General features: G+C 34.3%; 17 protein-coding genes and 2 tRNA genes. All 19 read right to left on the bottom strand.

Going from position 1 to position 19,098, the window contains the following annotated elements:
* Positions 1–19: 19 nt before the first annotated feature.
* Positions 20–1,141, bottom strand: a complete 1,122-nt coding sequence (locus CN514_RS04010) for a protein kinase domain-containing protein (protein ID WP_176525783.1) — start codon at positions 1,139–1,141, stop codon at positions 20–22.
* Positions 1,110–1,844, bottom strand: a complete 735-nt coding sequence (locus tag CN514_RS04015) for a VWA domain-containing protein (protein WP_098231490.1) — start codon at positions 1,842–1,844, stop codon at positions 1,110–1,112. The genes CN514_RS04010 and CN514_RS04015 overlap by 32 nt, the downstream gene beginning before the upstream one ends.
* Positions 1,845–1,923: 79 nt before the next feature.
* A complete protein-coding gene (gene spoIIE / locus CN514_RS04020) occupies positions 1,924–4,398 on the bottom strand; it encodes a stage II sporulation protein E (RefSeq protein ID WP_098231491.1) in 2,475 nt (824 codons plus the stop codon).
* 329 nt (positions 4,399–4,727) lie between these two features.
* A tRNA-Glu gene (locus CN514_RS04025) sits at positions 4,728–4,799 on the bottom strand.
* A gap of 11 nt (positions 4,800–4,810) precedes the next feature.
* A tRNA-Met gene (locus CN514_RS04030) sits at positions 4,811–4,887 on the bottom strand.
* Between the two features lie 155 nt (positions 4,888–5,042).
* Complete coding sequence (locus tag CN514_RS04035) at positions 5,043–5,513, bottom strand: S1 domain-containing RNA-binding protein (RefSeq protein WP_056474447.1); 471 nt, start codon at positions 5,511–5,513, stop codon at positions 5,043–5,045.
* 84 nt (positions 5,514–5,597) lie between these two features.
* Complete coding sequence (locus CN514_RS04040) at positions 5,598–5,975, bottom strand: FtsB family cell division protein (protein WP_098231492.1); 378 nt, start codon at positions 5,973–5,975, stop codon at positions 5,598–5,600.
* Positions 5,976–6,587 (bottom strand): spore cortex biosynthesis protein YabQ, encoded by a 612-nt coding sequence (yabQ, locus tag CN514_RS04045; RefSeq protein ID WP_098231493.1) that lies wholly within the window; start codon positions 6,585–6,587, stop codon positions 5,976–5,978. It lies immediately after the preceding gene.
* Positions 6,584–6,889, bottom strand: coding sequence for a sporulation protein YabP (gene yabP, locus CN514_RS04050; protein WP_056474457.1), 306 nt, complete (start codon positions 6,887–6,889; stop codon positions 6,584–6,586). The genes yabQ and yabP overlap by 4 nt, the downstream gene beginning before the upstream one ends.
* Before the next feature lie 90 nt (positions 6,890–6,979).
* On the bottom strand, positions 6,980–7,249 hold the full coding sequence (locus tag CN514_RS04055) for an RNA-binding S4 domain-containing protein (protein WP_056474461.1): 270 nt from the start codon (positions 7,247–7,249) through the stop codon (positions 6,980–6,982).
* A gap of 34 nt (positions 7,250–7,283) precedes the next feature.
* Positions 7,284–8,738 (bottom strand): bifunctional methyltransferase/pyrophosphohydrolase YabN, encoded by a 1,455-nt coding sequence (gene yabN, locus CN514_RS04060; RefSeq protein ID WP_098231494.1) that lies wholly within the window; start codon positions 8,736–8,738, stop codon positions 7,284–7,286.
* Positions 8,739–8,756: 18 nt separating this feature from the next.
* On the bottom strand, positions 8,757–10,346 hold the full coding sequence (locus tag CN514_RS04065; protein ID WP_098231495.1) for a putative polysaccharide biosynthesis protein: 1,590 nt from the start codon (positions 10,344–10,346) through the stop codon (positions 8,757–8,759).
* Between the two features lie 216 nt (positions 10,347–10,562).
* Positions 10,563–11,099: a stage V sporulation protein T gene (gene spoVT / locus CN514_RS04070; protein WP_069033960.1), complete on the bottom strand. Its 537-nt coding sequence runs from the start codon at positions 11,097–11,099 to the stop codon at positions 10,563–10,565.
* A 231-nt stretch (positions 11,100–11,330) separates the two neighbouring features.
* On the bottom strand, positions 11,331–14,861 hold the full coding sequence (gene mfd / locus CN514_RS04075) for a transcription-repair coupling factor (protein WP_098231496.1): 3,531 nt from the start codon (positions 14,859–14,861) through the stop codon (positions 11,331–11,333).
* A gap of 175 nt (positions 14,862–15,036) precedes the next feature.
* On the bottom strand, positions 15,037–15,270 hold the full coding sequence (locus CN514_RS04080) for an anti-sigma-F factor Fin (protein WP_176525784.1): 234 nt from the start codon (positions 15,268–15,270) through the stop codon (positions 15,037–15,039).
* Positions 15,271–15,359: 89 nt separating this feature from the next.
* Complete coding sequence (pth, locus tag CN514_RS04085) at positions 15,360–15,923, bottom strand: aminoacyl-tRNA hydrolase (protein WP_098231498.1); 564 nt, start codon at positions 15,921–15,923, stop codon at positions 15,360–15,362.
* A gap of 104 nt (positions 15,924–16,027) precedes the next feature.
* A complete protein-coding gene (locus CN514_RS04090) occupies positions 16,028–16,981 on the bottom strand; it encodes a ribose-phosphate diphosphokinase (protein ID WP_098231499.1) in 954 nt (317 codons plus the stop codon).
* Positions 16,982–17,025: 44 nt separating this feature from the next.
* Positions 17,026–18,384, bottom strand: coding sequence for a bifunctional UDP-N-acetylglucosamine diphosphorylase/glucosamine-1-phosphate N-acetyltransferase GlmU (gene glmU, locus CN514_RS04095; RefSeq protein ID WP_098231500.1), 1,359 nt, complete (start codon positions 18,382–18,384; stop codon positions 17,026–17,028).
* A 141-nt stretch (positions 18,385–18,525) separates the two neighbouring features.
* Positions 18,526–18,816, bottom strand: coding sequence for a septation regulator SpoVG (spoVG, locus tag CN514_RS04100; RefSeq protein WP_056474486.1), 291 nt, complete (start codon positions 18,814–18,816; stop codon positions 18,526–18,528).
* Positions 18,817–19,098: the final 282 nt, after the last annotated feature.

A 19,098-nucleotide genomic window follows, 5' to 3' on the forward strand; every position in this document is an offset into this window, starting at 1 on the left:
ACAAATGGAGTACTATAATTTACATCTGATAATAAAAATATAATGCATAAGCCAAGCCCATTAGCAGGAGAATGGTCGACGTTTCGAACCAGTGAATTCTTTTTTTCTTTTGCTTCACTTGGACATTGTTCCCTGCTCTTGTCTGTGTTGATTGGTTAGGTTTTTGATTCTGATTAGTTGAATTTCTAGGTTGATTTGTAGGCTGGCTATGTTTTTTTGATTGTGTTGATTGATTAGCTGTCTGATTTTGCTTTTTCGATTGCCTTGTTTGATTCATCGTTTGTGCTGTAGTAGCTTGATCCTTTTTACTCTTCTTCTTTTTTGTAGCATTTATCTTTTGTTCATACATTAATAGAGCTTGTTTCATAGCACTCGCATTAACATATTCCCCTTTTAATCCCTTCATTAGAAATTCTTTATATGGATTAAGGGTTTGTGTTTGCGTTATTATTTGTTCAATTTGATTTATTCCCAACCCGTTTTTTAAAAACTGCTTTTTACAATGCAAGTGGATAAAAATCATCGTAACAGCAAATAAGTCATAGGAAACTTCTGCTTTTCTTGAACCTAAGCCCCAGTAACCACGATCAAAGAACTCCGTAAACTCTTTAACTGCACGTCCAATTTGAGTAACCCCTCCAAAATCGATCCACTGGATTTTATTTGGTTCTTTCGTAACTAGTAGATTATCTGTTTTTAAATCTCCAAAAATAAAGCCTTTATGGTGCAATTTATCTAACAATGATAAAACTTGTATGATAAAAATACTACTCCATTCCATTCCATTTCTTTCAATAAATTTTGGTAAACTTACACCATTTACGTATTCCATAACATAGTAATAGCAGCATTCATTTGTTACTGGAATTATATAGTCATCTACATCGATAAAAGAAGGCCCAAGGATTGAATCCTGGACCTGTGTGATTTTTTTTAAAACATTTACTTCGTTCGTGATATTAGTAGAATCTTTACTCAGCTTAATAGCAACATCTCCAGTTTTTCCAGAAGCTAGATAAACTGTTCCATTTGCTCCATTTCCAAGTAAACTCTTAATTTCGTATTTGTTTTTATTCCACTTTCCAGTAATGAGAGTCCCAGGCGCTAAATTAATCTGCCCATTCAATTGATTGTTCATCATCACCATTATTACCTCTATTGTAGTTTTGTTCGTTAAAATAGTTTAAAGCCTCACGTAGAGCAGGACCGGTTGGCGTCATACCGCCCATCGTTAACTTAGGAAAAATTGTGTTTAGTTTTTCTAACTTAGGTGTCCAATCTAGTAATTTATCTACATCGTCATGTTTCCCGGGAAATATAAATAACGAGTAGGCATTTTCTCCTGTTCTTGAGTTTAAACTAATTTGTAAATCAAATAATGATTCCTTAACAGTTTCTAGTTTGTCTTTCATACTAGCACTCGTATCTACTAAAATTATAACTTCTAAACCTACAGTTTCACCGATATCCTCTACAACCTCATATACCTCTTCTCGTTTTGAAGGAGGAAGTGATTCAATCGAATTGCTATCACCTAAAATTTGCTTTAATTCTTTATTAACAAATCCTTGAATTGTTTGTGTCATCGCTTTTCTAGTAACCATTTGGACAGTTTGAGAAAGTTGCTTTGTGTAAACGACTTGACTAATCCCTCCACCAGCTTTAGCAATTTCCTCGATTTCCTTTAAACCGTCACCACTTTGTACATTTTCATCTAAAATTCCAATTACATTTACTGTAATACCGTATTCTTGTGCCAGGCTTGAAACAGCTAACGGATCTTCACCATGGTTTGAATAACCATCAGTTATTAATAGAATTTGTTTTAATTTTCCCTTATACATACAAAATCCCCTCCGCGTAAAAGTTGTTACCATTTTGTCCAATTACGGGAGGGGATAAACCTTTATTTATTTTATTTTACTAAGCCATCGCACTATATGATGAGATTGATGACCACTCTGGTAAGTTTCGTTTAACAACTGCAACTACAACCGTCATATCATCATTAATATCACCTGTATTCGAACGAATAACTTCCTCGAGTAACAACTCTGCTACTGATTGTGGATCATCCGTTTCAAATTCACTTATTTTACGTTTCATCCACATTTCATAATTTTCAACATGTTTAGGACCTTCAAAAATACCATCACTCATCATAATTAATAAGTCTCCAGCTTTTAACTGCTCACTTACGACTTCTACATCAAATTCATCTATGATCCCAATTGGTAAATTACTACCTTCAATTTTGATAACTTGCTTGCCTCGTTTCACAAAGCTTGGCGATGAACCAATTTTTAAGAATTTAGCTGAAGCATCGTGTAAATCGACCATCGCTAAATCTAGCGTAGCAAAGACCTCTTCAGTAGTACGTAATGATAAAATCGAATTAATCGATTTAATAGCGACAGTTTCTTCAATACCTGAATTTAATATTTTTTGAAGTAGTTTTAGTGTTTCATTACTTTCAATATGAGCTCGCTCACCATTTCCCATACCATCACTAATCGCAATAGCGTGCTTTCCTGCTCCAACATCCATTATTTTAAATGCATCACCCGAAATAAAGCCCCCACCTTTAGCTGCAGTCGCAACCCCGGTTTCAATAACAAATGCCTTATCTGATCCGAATGTAACTAGGTAATTACCTCCATTCGGTATTGTCGCTGCCTCTTCTTTTAACACGACAATCGTCTCTTTTAAAATATCTGATAGGATTGGCGCAATTAATTTTTGACATTCACCGTACTCGTTTTCAAACGGAATTAATATATCTATATCAATATTACCTTGCTCTAAGTTATAAATCTCTACTTGGCTAACGTCAATTCCAAAGTTTAATAAAGCTTGTAGGATTTGGTCTTCCTGCAATTGATGATTTTCTTTTTCTCGTTGAATCTCTTTTGCAAAATCGACCATTACTTTTGAAACCCCACGCAATTGCTCTGCCACTAATCTTCTACTTTCCTGAACTTGTTTTTTAAGTCTTTGATTTGCACGGAAGTAGAAAACCTCTTGCTTCATTAAATCCGCCATTTTTGAAGAACGTTGGCAATATTTCTCCCACTCTCTCATAAATTGGCCATTCTTAATGAGCTGATCCTTTTCAACTAAATGCATCATATTTTCCATGTATTGATATGTTCGGTCACCATTGTTTGACCAGCAATGGTCCTTTTTCATACAACTATTACAACACTTATTTGAAATACTGCAAATAAACAGTTCTTCATCAGTTAATTCGTCCTCAATATGTGCAAACTGGCTAGGCTGTGAAAAACTTGCAGATAATGCTTCAAACACGTTTGAAAATTGAGTAATCCGATTGGCTGTCAAATCTCTTATTTTACGCAAGTATTGTTGTTGATCTGTAGAGTGTTCTTCTGTTCCTGGTACTAATTTAGCTAATTGTTTAAGTAGGAAAGATGGCGTTATTAAGAATAAGACAATCGCTATTACTGATTCAATGATTGAAAAAATAATATCTGATTGTTTCTCAGCATAAAAGCTAATGAGGCATGTCCCAATTAATAGACCAGCTGCCGCACCTAATCTTTTTCCCTCTTTAAGGAGGCCACCAAGTAATCCAGAGAATGCTAATAAGCTCATTTGATATAGACTCGAAACACTCGCTAAACTTAGTATAAGGCCCGTTACAACCCCTACTGTACAACCGACCGTTCCTCCAGCCACGAAGGCAAATAGTAAGACAATATATCTAGTTACAATATGCTGAATAGATAAATCTTGAATATACCAATCAGTTGTCCCCGTCACAACTGAAGCTAAAAGAATAACCAAACATACGATTTCTTCAACCCCTAAAAGCTGTTTTCTTTTAGGAATGGCGAGTAAAGGCACACTTTGGAAAAAGATCATCGTTAAAATAAAACTTAATCCCGCTTCAACTGATGCCATCAAAACGTCATACATCAGAACTTCTTGTTGAAAAGCATAAGTAATTAATAGATGACTAATAAATACTGATAAAAAAACTTGAAAAGGTACTAGACCTATATAGTGTCGTTTAACTCTAGCGAAGAAAATATTAAGGATAAAAAATAGGATAATCGTGGCAAATGCATAACTAACCGTTTCAATTGACACAGTTAATGAACCGATCATAAGAGCAACAAAAGCTATTCCAGTACGCTCACGTTTCATCATATAAACTGAGGCAAAAAACGGTAATACAAACGGGAGAATATGTGATAGTATCAACGCTCGTCCTAATAAAAATCCCGTTAAAAAGATTAGTAACCCAAAGTCAAAGAATGCTCTCTCTAATTTGGTTTTAATTGATTTAGAAGATTGCCGAAATACTGATTGAAATCCATTAGTAGGGACCAAGCTTGCTGAAGAATTAGAAGACCCTCTTTGCAGTTTCGTCATATTTCCACCTCATCCGAATTGGTTTATTGAACATATTTTAACTTGTCCAATTGAAGGAATATGTCAAAATGACAAAGGCAAATAAAAGTTTTCTTCGACGGAAAAAGCTTTTACCTACAACTGTTTTACAAAATATGAGGAAAGCTAGCAGCATAATTTCTCTAATAGGGTAAAAGAAACGCAATTATTAAATTTTATGTCAATCGAAATTCAGAATAAGAAGAGAAAGTATGGAATGAAGAGTGAGATTAAAAGATGTGGACGCATGTTCCTGGAAAAGAAAAAACGCTTAGCCTCTCTTATAGAGACCAAACGTTTTTGTTGTTGTATGACCCGTACGGGATTCGAACCCGTGTTACCGCCGTGAAAGGGCGGTGTCTTAACCACTTGACCAACGGGCCGTTAAAGGGAATGGTAGCGGCGGAGGGAGTCGAACCCACGACCTCACGGGTATGAACCGTACGCTCTAGCCAGCTGAGCTACACCGCCATTATCTTTAAACGACAAGATTTATATTATCATGGTACTAATTAACCGTCAACAGTTTTTTTAAATCTTATTTTATTATTTTTTTTCATACAAAAACGCACCCATTAAAGAGTGCGTGTTCTATATACCTATTTATGTCCTGACAAGGTAGGAAATTAGCCTCGACGAGCTCCACGGCCACCACGTTTAGATTCTGTGTTACGTTTTAATGAAGCTAGACGGTCTTCACTGTCTTTTAAAAATTTACTCATTTTTTGATCAAATGTTTCTTTAACCGGACGTTGATCCGAACGGTTTTGATTTTTGCCACGGTTACCACCACCGCCACCTCCATATGAAGGTCTGCTTTGACGAGGTCTTTGCTCACGCTCTCCCTCTTTTACTGGTGGACGTTCTTTCGCTTTTTTGATTGAAAGACCGATTTTACCGTCTTTTTCAACATTGATTACTTTTACTTCTACTTCATCGCCAACTTTTAAATGTTCGTTAATATCTTTAACATAGTTGTCAGCTACTTCACTAATGTGAACAAGTCCAGTTACTCCTTCTGGTAACTCTACAAAAGCACCAAAATTTGTAATCCCTGTAACTTTCCCACTAACTTTGCTGCCTACCTCAATTGACATAAAAAAAATGCTCCTCCTTAAAAATGTTAACTGGATTTACTATATTATATAAAATTATAAAAACAAGTGTCAATGAAACGATAATTACTTGATATTAGGAAAAATTATTTCTCCCTTTTTAGAAAAAAATAAGTTTTTTCTAGCTAACTCAATAATATATTGATCATCGTTCAATTGGTCGATCATGCGCTTCGAATCCTCTACCGTACTCTTAGTTTTCTTTAACTCAACCTTTGCTAGTTTTAGTTGCTTTACTTTAGATGAATACACATGTTGTTGTGTTACATAATGAGATTGTAATAAAAAGAATAGGGGGACAGTTAAAAAGCAGAATAATGAAATTCGCACTAAAAACTTTTTAAAACTCCTTCTCCTTGGCTTAACACCATTTTCCTCAACTAAAGTAATATTTTGTTTATCTTGAACTTGTCTAGTTAAATCTAATTTTCTCGCATGTTCCACCTATTTCTTCCTCCTATCTAAAAGGTCCTTTACTTTTTTAATAGTAGTAAGGAAGATATTCTTGAATTTTCCGAAAACTCCTTTAAATTGTATTAAATAGTTTTTGACTCGTTTTGGCACAAAAAACCAACATACTCTGCCGAAAAACAAAAGAATTGATAGTACTACGTTGTAAACTAAACGGATTAGTCGAATAAGGAGTCCATAAATAAACAAAAGAATGATAATTATTACCTGAATAATCCACTTTATAGGTTTTACAATAAATATTACGATCAACTTTACTATAATGCGATAAATGCTAATAACTAGTTGAATAACAAGTTCTAATATTTTTTTATAAATAGTTCGAAAAAGACTTTGATATGCCGCATAACCACATAGTAAAGCTAATAGTAAATAAAACCTAAGTGCACCTTCATTAACTAAGTATAATACATAAAAAACTAATAGAGCTTGAAAAATCCAAAATAATATATCAGTTGCAAATACAATCAATCGATTACGAGTACCTCGATATAAAAAACGATGGTATGTATCTAGTGCCATACCAAGATAAGCACCCATACCGACCATCGCTATCATAGAGTAGAACTGAACGTTTAAGCTCATTTAAATAGCTTGCTAAAGATTCCTTTAGCTTTCCCCGAGTTGTATTCGTCAATATAACAAAGTTCATTAATCTTTCCCTTGATTGCTACATGACCTTTTTCTACATCGAGGTTTTTCATTTGTAAATTATGACCTTTAATATGCAAAAAGCCTAAAGCTGTTTCTAATAGGAACTCTTCACTATCAAAGCTCTCAACCTGTTTTACTCCAGTAATTTCAAGATATCTTCTACTTTTTAACGATAAATCCTGCTCGATTATTTGGCTTGTATTTTTCGCATTTAACTCATATGGATTATTCATACTAGTCCCTCCATTTACATAAACTGTACCTCTTGTAAATCGATTCCTAATACAGTGTTATTTGTACAAGTATATGAAGGGACAACTTTTTTAGAACAAGCTATCTGACAGTTTTTCCTCACTAATGATTGTATACATTGCATCTGCTTCTTCTTTTCGAACGGTCTCTTTAAGTAAATTAATTTTTGCTGTAACAATTTTTTGTCCAAATCGAATTTTTAATTCGTCATTTACTTTGACTTCTGTAGATGCTTTTGCAACTGTTCCATTGATTGTTATTCTTCCTTGGTCAGCTACTTCTTTTGCAAGTGTACGACGCTTAATAATTCTCGATACTTTTAAAAATTTATCAAGTCTCATAATTTATTCTCCTCAATTCTCATTCAATAAGACATTATTCATATTTTTTAGCTTCATTCCATATCTCATCCATTTCTTCAAGAGATACATCAGAAAATGTCTTGTTTATTTCACGAAGTCTTGATTCAATATATTGAAAACGTTTTGTAAATTTCATATTTGTTTTTAAAATCGCTTCTTCAGGATTTACATCTATAAAACGTGCTAAATTAACAATACTAAATAAAAGATCACCAAGTTCCGCTTCAACTTTAGACTGATCGTTCAATTTGATGGCATCAAGTACTTCAGCTAACTCTTCGTTAACCTTATCCACTACTGGCGGTAGTTCCTTCCAATCAAACCCTACTTTCGCAGCCTTAGTTTGAAGTTTCTCTGCTTTTAATATTCCTGAAAGATCCTTTGGTATGCCTGAAAGAACAGATTCAATGACATGTCCTTTTTCAGCTTGTTTTAATTCTTGCCAATTTTTTAGTACGTCTTCCTCATCATTCACATGAACTGTTGAAAATACGTGAGGGTGACGATAGATTAGTTTGCTTACTAATCCTTGAATTACATCTTGGATTGAGAAGTAACCTTCATCTTCTCCAATTTGGGCGTGTAACATGACTTGAAGTAAAACATCTCCAAGTTCTTCAATAATATGATCGTCATCTTCTTCATCGATTGCTTCAAGTAGCTCATAAGCCTCTTCTAATAAGTATTTTTTCAATGATTCATGTGTTTGCTTTTGATCCCACGGACATCCATTAGGGCCTCTTAAAGTAGCAATGACAGAACGAAGTGTTTCAAATTGATGATACAGATCCTCTTCATTTTTAACTGGAGGTACATAAACGCTTGTCAAATTATTAATTGATGTATCGCGATCTAACTCATATAGTGGTACTCTTCTTATTTGCTCATTTGAACTACCCGCTGCCGTAACTATTACGACTTCATAATCATCAGGAAGCTGCTCCATTAGCTTTAATTTCGCGTGTGAGGCAGTCATTTGATCGTAAACCTGGCAGATGATCAAATGCTGTCTAAACGTAATCGACTCCGCCCCTAAATCCGTTGCATCAACAAACTGGAAGCCTTCGATTGGATCAATTTTCAAACTTGTAAACATCGCATCTAAGAAGCTTTGTCCACCTTTGATGTCTAGCTGGATATTTCCTTCATCTGCAAGCTCTATTAATAGCTGAACAGTTTTTTCCGCTACAAGAGGATGGCCTGGTACAGCATATGTAATTGCACCTTCTTCAGAAACTTTCACCAGTAGTTGAACAATTTCTTCATATACCTCTTCAAAACGATCATGTTTTTCATAAATTTCATCGAATGATTGGAACGTTAATCCTTCTTTTTCTAATTCACTTATAACAGGGTGGTCTTTTGTACGTAAATAAAGATTGTCAGTTTTTTGTAACTCTTTATAGATACCAAATGGAAGCTGATTAAGGTCACCTGCTCCTAAACCTAAAACTGTAATCTTGTTCATTTTGATCCTCCTGTTCTTTTAAGAAAGCCATTTCTGTAATTTTTCACTTTTAACGATTGAGCTTAGCTCTTCTACTGTAAATAACTTAATTTTTATTAATACAATCGCGAATACGATTGCTCCTACAACCGCTGAAGATAATGCCTCAACTAACATTCTTAAACGAAGTGGGTTAATAAACATCGCATATTTTTCAAAAACATATTCATAACCATATACACAACCATACATAATGGCTACAGATACTAGTAATTTCACAATAAACTTAAAGTCAAAAAATGTTACTTTTGACAATTTATATATATAAGCTAAGTTTAAAATCGTAACAATAATTAAAGCAGATACCGTTGAATAAGCTGCTCCTTTAGATCCGATTTGCTCCATTAAAATAATATTTCCAATAAATTTAACACATCCTCCAGCAATGACATTTAAAGCCGGAATTAAACTTTTACCTAATCCTTGTGCGATTGAAGATGTCGTAATCGATACCCCAGCAAAGAAGATCGATATACATAAAACAGTTAGGACATCCGTTCCTAAATCATTTCGATAAAGCATGATATTGGTTGGATGGATAATTGAAATTAAACCAATTGTAGCTGCTGCTCCTACTACAATACTTACTCTAATGGCACCTGAGATTCGATTATTAATAGAATGATGTTCTTTACGAACTAATTCACTAGATAAATACGGAATTAGGGCCAGTGAAAATGATGAAGCAATGACAGAGCCTAATTGAATTAGCGGAAATCCACGATCATAAATACCCTTTACTAGCTTAGCACCTTCAACATGATATCCATATTGTACTAGTAACGGATAAAAAGAGAGTGAATCGATAAACTGAATGAATACAAGTACTAAACTACTTAAGCTTAGTAGGATACCTTGATACAAAATTGTTTTTAATTCTAAGCGATAGGTTTTGAGTAAACCAAATGATGGTATGGTCAAACCAGAACCACGAAAAGAAACCCAATAAAAGAAGTACAGTATCGCTGCTATACTACCAAGTATCGAACCTGAAACAGCCCCTGCACCTACAATATAAAGATTGTCGGTCGTTTGCATTAAATAAAGGGACAGCACTAAAATCGTAATGACTCGAATTAATTGCTCAATCACCTGACTGACTGAAGTTGGACCCATATCCCCTAAACCTTGATAATATCCTCGAAATGCTGAAGTGATTGGAACAAATAAAAAGCCAACACTAACAACACGGATTAACATCGCTAAATGATCATCACGCATGAACTTCGCTATACTATTACTTCCTATGTATAAAGTAAAGAAACACAATATACCAATGACTAACAACATCATAAATGTTGCATAAACCAAATCTTTAGCCCCTTTATCATCTTTTTTAGCCATTCTTTCAGCCACATAAGATGATAAAACTAAAGGAAAGCCATATGTAGAAAAAGCTAAAGCAATTGCGTAGACAGGATATACCTGTTGGTAAATATAGTAACCTAAATCGCCGGCAATATTTTGATAAGGAATTTTATAAAACGCACTTAGTACTTTCGATAATAATGATGCTATCGTTATGAACAAAGCCCCTTGTAGGGCTGCTTTTTGCTTAGCTTTTTGCAAAAGGATTACAACTCCTTTGTTAGACGGTTCACCCTTTAATGTATTACATTATTAGGGCTTATGTAAAGAGTTGCCAAAAGAAAAACCCTCGCTTTTCCAATTTTAGCAAGTAATGGTTTTTTAAAATGTAAATCCGGTAGTTTGATATCAAAGGGAAAAACAAAGACCAGTTAAGGTAATATTCCTTTACTGGCCCATGTTTTACTTCATATATGATTATTGCTCCATTTGTCTAGCTAAGAAGTTAGTAGCAGTATCGATTGCTTTCTTTTCCACTTCAGAAATTGTTTTATCTTTTGAAAAGATAACAACAGCTCCAATCGGATCCCCACTTGCGATAATTGCTCCTACTGCATAGGATTGATATTTTTCAATTACACTTTCGATAAATGAAGCTTCCCCAGGCTCGCTAACTACTTTTGAGTTACGCTCCGCCATAGTTTTTTCGATAATATCACCAATGTTTTTGTTTAAGTATTCTTTTTTGGAAGCCCCTGCAACTGCTACAACTGAATCTCGGTCACTTATAATAACAGTATGTCCAAGTGTGTCGTAAAGTGCATCAGCGTATTCCTTCGCAAAATCACTTAATTCACTAATTGGTGAATATTTCTTTAAAATGACTTCTCCATCTCGGTCCACAAATATTTCTAATGGATCACCTTCACGAATCCGTAAAGTTCTCCTAATTTCTTTTGGTATTACTACTCGACCTAAATCGTCAATTCGACGAACAATACCTGTTGCTTTCATACTTGTAAAGCGCCTCCTCACTTACTTGCATGTCTACGTTGATGAAAGATATCCGAGTGACAATGAGGTAAGGTCACCCTTAATTAATGATAGTATCCTACACAACGAAAGTTCTATACAAAATAAGTGAGATTTTTTAACACCTTTACTAAAAATATAGTACTATAAGCACTTTTTGGTAACTTTTAATTACTTTATCGCCTAATTAAAACAACCACTTGCATTACTTCACTATGCATTTACACTCTCTTTTTTCACGTTCTTTAATCCATTAATTAAACCTTCTAGCGTAGTAAGCCAGTCAGCTGGATTTTTTCCTTTTACGTCTAGCGTTACTTTTAATTTCGATCCATCCATGCCTAAACCAATGCCTCTACCGAATGAATTACATAGTTGGAATAACTTCCCGCCATCAATATTAGCACTTGCCTTCTCAGAGAAATAAACGCTTACTTCTGATTTAACTTGTTTAATCAGTTCAATTTTTTCTGCAATAGCTAAAAGTTTAATATGAGCAACCTGACATAGGTAACCTACTTCTAGCGGGAAATCGCCAAAACGATCCATTAATTCATCTTGTAAATCATTTAACTCTTCAAACGTTTCAACACGTCTAAATTGCTTGTACATCTCAATTTTTTGTTTACTATCTTGAATATACGTATCAGGTAAATAAGCATCTACTTCAATGTCAATTTCAATTGAAATGATATCTTCTTTCTTAACTCCTCTACGCTGTTCGATTGCATCTTTTAACATTTGAGAATATAAATCGAAACCAACTGAATCAATAAATCCATGTTGTTGTGCTCCAAGTAAATTTCCTGCACCTCGTATTGACAAGTCACGCATAGCGATTTTGAAACCTGAACCTAGTTCTGTAAATTCTTTAATTGCTTGCAGGCGCTTCTCGGCAACCTCACTCAATACTTTGTCCTGTTTATAAGTGAAGTAAGCATATGCCACTCTATTTGAACGTCCTACGCGCCCTCTTAATTGATAAAGCGTTGATAGACCCATTCGATCTGCATCATATACAATCAATGTATTAACATTTGGAATATCCACACCTGTTTCGATAATCGTCGTACTGACTAATACGTCATATTGGCCATCTAAAAAGGCATACATAACTGATTCTAGTTCCCCTTCATTCATTCGACCATGTGCCACAGCTACTTTTGCATCTGGTACGAGCATCGAAATCTGTTCAGCCATACGTTCAATATCTTCTACTCGATTATATAAGAAATATATTTGCCCATCCCGAGCAAGCTCTCTTTCAATCGCTTCTCTCACTAATGCAGCATTATATTCAACTACATATGTTTGAACTGGAAAACGATTTTCTGGCGGCGTTTCAATAACTGATAAATCTCTTACTCCTAGCATCGACATATGCAATGTACGAGGGATTGGAGTTGCAGTTAACGTTAAAACATCTATATTTGCTTTTAGTTGTTTTATTTTTTCTTTATGAGATACACCAAATCTTTGCTCTTCATCTATAATTAAAAGTCCTAAATCTTTATATAGAATATCCTTCGATAATAGGCGATGTGTTCCAACAACTATATCGACCGAGCCCTCTTTTAAGCCTTTCATCGTTTCAAGCTGCTGTTTGCGAGAGCGGAAACGATTTAACAAACCGATATTTATTGGATGATCTTGAAACCTTTCTCTTAATGTTTCGAAATGCTGCTGTGCCAAAATTGTAGTAGGAACTAAAATAGCAACTTGCTTACCCTCAACAATTGCTTTAAAAGCCGCTCGAATAGCTACTTCAGTTTTTCCGTATCCTACGTCACCACAAAGCAGTCGATCCATTGGACGTTCTCTTTCCATATCCTTTTTAATTTCATGAATTGATCTAAGTTGATCGTCAGTTTCCTGATAAGGAAATGAAGATTCGAATTCTTGTTGTTCGAGGCCATCAGGTGAAAATGCATAACCTTTTGATGCTTCGCGTTCTGCATATAGCTTAATTAAATCATCAGCTATATCCTGAACTGAGCCTTCAACTTTCTTCTTAACCTTTTTCCAATCAGTACCACCAAGCTTATAAATCTTTGGCTCTTTACCTTCAGAACCAACATACTTTTGTACTTGATCAATTTGTTCAATCGGTACGAATAATTTATCGTCGCCATGATATCGAATATGTAAATAATCTTTATGAATACCATTAATCTCTAATGTTTCAATTCCTAAAAATTTACCAATACCATGATTTACATGAACAACATAATCTCCAACTTTTAATTCTGAATAATTTTTTATTCGCTCTGCATTTGATAATTTTGTATTAATTCTTTTTTTCTTCTTAGCTTTTTTCGTGAATAACTCACGCTCTGTTATTAGAACAAATTTTTCTAAAGGAAGTTCGAATCCAGAACGAAGATCCCCTTTCATGATGTATACTTCACCATTTTTTATTTGCTCAAGAGAAGAAATAATTTTACCTTCAATTTTGTAATCTGCTAATATATTTTCAATTTTACTTGTTCTTTCGTCACTTTCGCAGAGCATAACAATTGTATATTTATTTTTCTTCCAACGATCTAATTCATTTTTCAACAGATTCATTTGTCCATGAAACTCTTGCATCGATTTACATTGAATCGAAACTACTTGTTCAGGATGCGTATGAGGTACTCTTCTTGGAAAAAGACTCGTATGAATTTGTTGGCGTTTTCTCGAATGTAGTAATTCAAAAAAGTCATGTGAAAAACTTACACCATGTAATGCATTTCCTTCAGCTAGTAAAGACGTATACCACTCTGCTTCATCTTTTTTAAGCTGCTCTACGATTTCATGAACTCTCGAAATCTCATCAATAACAACAACAGTTTCCTTAGGTACATAATCTAGTAAACTAAATTGGTTTTCATAGATTAGACCAAAGTATTTGTATATTTGATCAATCAATTGCCCTTGCTTTAGTTGCTCAAGGTCATAGGTTACCTTTTCAACCAATAACTCTTTTACTTGTTGATCACTTATTTTTGATAGAGTTGTTTTAAAAGCTTGTTCAATTCGTTGAACCCCTAATTGCAAATCAGTCTTGGAAATAATCCTTTCCGTCGCTGGACCAATATGGACACTCTCATACTTTGTAATAGATCTTTGAGAATCAGGAGAAAATGAACGGATTGAGTCGATTTCTGTATCAAAGAGTTCAATTCGAATAGGATCTTCATACGTTAGCGGATAAATATCAAGAATTCCTCCGCGTACGCTAAACTCTCCTTTACTTTCGACCATCCCAACACGTTCATAGCCCATTTGTACAAACTTTGAAATCAAATTCGACAGGTCGATTTCTTCACCAATTTCAAAATTAATCTGATAGTTAGACCATAATTCTGGAGATGGTAAATAGCCAATTAATCCTGACACAGGTGTAACTACTACCGACGTTTTTTTTGACATCAAACTGTTTAACGCGATTAGTCTTTGTGACCTAAGCTCTGGACTTGATACTGCAATCTCTGAAGCAATCAATTCATTTGCAGGATATAAAAATACTTTATCTTCCCCAACTACTGTTTTTAGGTCTTCCGATACTTTTTGAGCTTGGAGAAGATTATTTGTCACGATTAACTGGGTTTGTCCAGTTTCTTTAAAAACAGCTCCAGCAAGCAATGTCTTCGCAGACCCCGTTAAGTTTGTAACCAATTGTTCTCTTAGACCATTTTTTAGGCCATTTATTACTTTCTTAATATCTTTATACTGGTTAAATTGTTCAATTAAACCAATCACGAAGTCAATCTCCCCTAACAGTCAATCTAAGTAACAATAATCTTAGTTGAAGTTTATATTTATAGTTTTTTTGCAATTCACTCCATTTTAAGTGTCATTTGGATAAATACACACTTCATCTTAACAGAGTCTAGAAAAAAACAGAAAAACGCCTCAGTTATAAACCAAAGGCAATTTAATTTATGAAATTCTTATATTCATGGTAATGTGGAAACTCAGATAGAGTCATTTCGCAATCCTCGCACACAATATAAATTACTTGATTAGGAGATTGAATAAAATTTACAAAATCGCTTAATTCTTCATCGAAAGAATGACAATACGAAGATGAAACTTGTAACAACTGTTGTTTTTCAATACTACCCATTTGTTTACTACAATACCGACACCGACAATCTAATAATTCCATTACTTCCTCCATGCTACATAAATTCATATATACAGTATGGATTGTACTAACTATACTTATTCAATGTGAAAGCTTAAATTCCTGTTTTTTTATTTTTTATTATATTGATTCATTACATCCACGAAAGAATGCTTTAAAAAATATTCACATGCATCTGCGGCTCTTTTTACACCATCAACTACTTCAGCAATTTCTTCTTCAAAAAAGTTTGATAATACATGATTTACAACACTCATCCCATTTGATGGACGATCTACACCAATTCGAACACGTTGGAATTCTTGTGTTCCTAAATGCTGAATTAATGACTTTATTCCATTATGACCCCCAGCACTTCCTTTTGTACGTAGACGTAGCTTTCCGGTTGGAATATCCATTTCATCATATAGAACGACAAGATCTTCTAAATCAATATTAAAATAATCCATAAATGGTCTTACACATTCACCTGACAAGTTCATATATGTTAAAGGTTTTAACAAGAAAACTTTTTCTCCGTTCACAATTCCTGAAGTATAAATACCATTAAATTTTTGTTGGGTTAATGGAAAGCCCCATCGGTGAGCTAATTCATCGATCGCAATGAACCCAATATTATGTCGCGTTCTTTCATACTCTCTACCTGGGTTGCCTAATCCTACAAACAACTTCATTTTATTATCCTCCATTCTAATTCACTTGGTTATATTACGAAAAGACGTAACCACTTCTGGTTACGTCCTCTTATAAGTTTCAAAGCAAAGATGTAATTTTTATATTAATCAAATAAAGTACTTACTGATTGCTCTTCGTATATACGGATAATCGCTTCACCTAATAGGCCAGCAACTGATAATTCAACAAGTTTATCAGTCTTTTTATCTTCAGTAAGACAAATTGAATTTGTTACAACTAATTCTTTAATACAAGAGTTTTCGATACGATCAATTGCCGGTCCAGACAATACAGGGTGTGTACAACATGCATATACTTCTTTTGCACCATGCTCTACTAATGCATTAGCAGCAAGTGTAATTGTACCCGCTGTATCAATAATATCATCAATTAAGATAGCCGTTTTACCATCAATATTACCGATGATGTTCATAACTTCAGCAACATTTGGTTTTGGACGACGTTTATCAATGATAGCAATCGGAGCTTTTAGACGATCTGCCATTTTACGCGCTCTTGTTACTCCACCGTGGTCAGGAGAAACAATTACGATATCTTCAAGCTGTTTTTTTCTAAAGTAATCTGAAAGGATAGGTACACCTAATAAGTGATCAATCGGAATATCAAAGAATCCTTGAATTTGTGGAGCATGTAAATCAAGTGTAATCACTCGAGTTGATCCTGCAGTTTCAAGTAGATTTGCAACTAACTTTGATGTAATCGGCTCACGTGAACGAGCTTTTCGATCTTGACGAGCGTAACCGTAGTAAGGAATTACAATGTTAATTGTTTTTGCTGATGCACGTTTTAAAGCATCAATCATAATTAATAATTCCATGATACTTTCATTTACAGGGAAACTTGTTGATTGAATGATAAATACATCACAACCACGGATACTTTCTTCAATGTTAATTTGCACTTCTCCATCGCTAAAACGAGAAACCGAACATTTACCAAGCTCTACACCAATGTGTTTTGCAATTTCTTCAGCTAATTTAGGATTCGAGTTTAGAGTAAATACTTTTAAATGCTTGTCTGGATAATGATTAGGCATGTTTCGTGTACCCTCCGCTTTTTTTCTTTTCTTTTTATCTATAATTAATTTTTATAGTAACCTTCTTTGTTCACTTGTCTTGCTCTTGCAATTGCTAGTGAATCTTCTGGAACTTCATCAGTAATCGTTGAACCAGCTGCAATGTATGAACCTTTTTTCACAGTTACAGGTGCAATTAAATTTGAATTACAACCAACAAAGACATTGTCCTCGATCGTTGTTTTAAATTTATTTTTACCGTCATAGTTCACAGTGATTGAGCCACAACCAAGATTAACACCTTGACCAATTTCCGCGTCACCAATATAGCTTAAATGAGACGCTTTACTTCCGTTGCCAAAAGTAACTTTCTTAGTTTCAACAAAATTTCCAATTCGAACTTCATCACCTAATGTTGACGCCGGACGAATGTGAGCAAATGGTCCAACTGTAGTTAAATGACCGATTTTACTTTCATGTACAACTGATTGTTTAATAACTGTATCATTACCAATTTCACTATCGATAATTTCAGTATTCGGGCCAATTGTACTACCCGTTCCAATTATACTATTTCCATAGACCATTGTACCAGGGTAAATAATTGTATCCGAACCAATTTTTGCATCTGCAGAGATATATGTGCTAGCTGAATCGATAATTGTTACACCGTTCAACATATGCTTTTTGTTTATAGTTTTGCGCATGATAGATTCTGCTATAGATAATGCATATCGATCATTTACACCTAATGTTTCATCGAAATTTGCTGTTTTATAAGCAGCTACTATTTCGCCTTTTGCTTTTAGTATCTCAATAACATCTGGTAAGTAGTACTCACCTTGAGCGTTATTATTGTTTACTTCATTTAATGCTTCAAATAATGCCTTATTATCAAAGCAATATGTACCTGTATTGATTTCTTGAACTGTAAGCTCTTCTGGACTTGCATCCTTATGCTCAACAATTTTTAATACAGACCCATTTTCGCCCCTAATTATTCTACCATAACCAGTTGAATCCTCAAGATGGGCTGTTAAAATTGTAGCTTTTGCCTGTAATCTTTCATGCTCATCGAATAAAGATTGAATTGTCTCTGGTGAAATTAGTGGTGTGTCGCCACAGATTACTAAAGTAGTTCCTTCTTTACCCTTTAACATTGGCGCCGCTTGAATAACAGCATGCGCAGTACCTAATTGCTCAGCTTGTAGAGCATATTCGCTATGATCACCTATTTGTGTTTTAACTAATTCCGCTCCGTGACCTACAACAGTTACAATATTTTGTACACCAACTGACAATACGTGGTCTACAACATGTTGAACCATAGGCTTCCCACAAACAGGGTGAAGTACTTTATATAATTTTGATTTCATTCTAGTACCTTTTCCTGCAGCTAGAACAATCGCATATTTATTTGACATAGTCATCCTCCATCAATCTAAATACCTATACCTGGTAGCTCAAAATGCTAATTTTAATATTTTTCCACAAAATACATCCATTTTATTATACCATAAAAAAAGAACCCATTATACATTAATGGGTTCTTTTTGGTCATATTTTTAAGAAGCACCTGCTTCTTCAAAGTCTTCTTCCAACTCACCTACACGGTGATATTCAGCTAATACAGAATCCTGTATTTTGCTACGAGTTGAAGAGTTAATCGGATGAGCGATATCACGGAACTCTCCATCCGGAGTACGTTTACTTGGCATTGCTACAAATAAACCGTTATTACCATCGATTACGCGAATATCATGAACAACAAATTCATGATCTAATGTAATTGATGCGATAGCTCTCATACGACCCTCCGTGTTTACGCGGCGTAGTCTTACGTCTGTCACTTCCATCTTGTTCACCACCTTTATCAACTTAAACCATAATTAGTAAGTTTCAACAATTATCAATAATTTCCTTCTTTTTGGAAAATTTTTATTTAAATTATTTAATTTTTACAAATGTTTACTTAATTAATGTCTTTAACTTATTTATCGGAAGATTTTAATTGAATTTTAATGAATATAAAAAAAACCTGAAAATAATTTCAGGTTTTACATTCTTCACAAATAAATTTATTTACTGTCTGATTGACTTAGACAACTGCGATACACTCGATTTCGACTAATACGTCT

The organism is Bacillus sp. AFS001701, from assembly GCF_002559405.1.
Lineage (GTDB): Bacteria > Bacillota > Bacilli > Bacillales > Bacillaceae_G > Gottfriedia.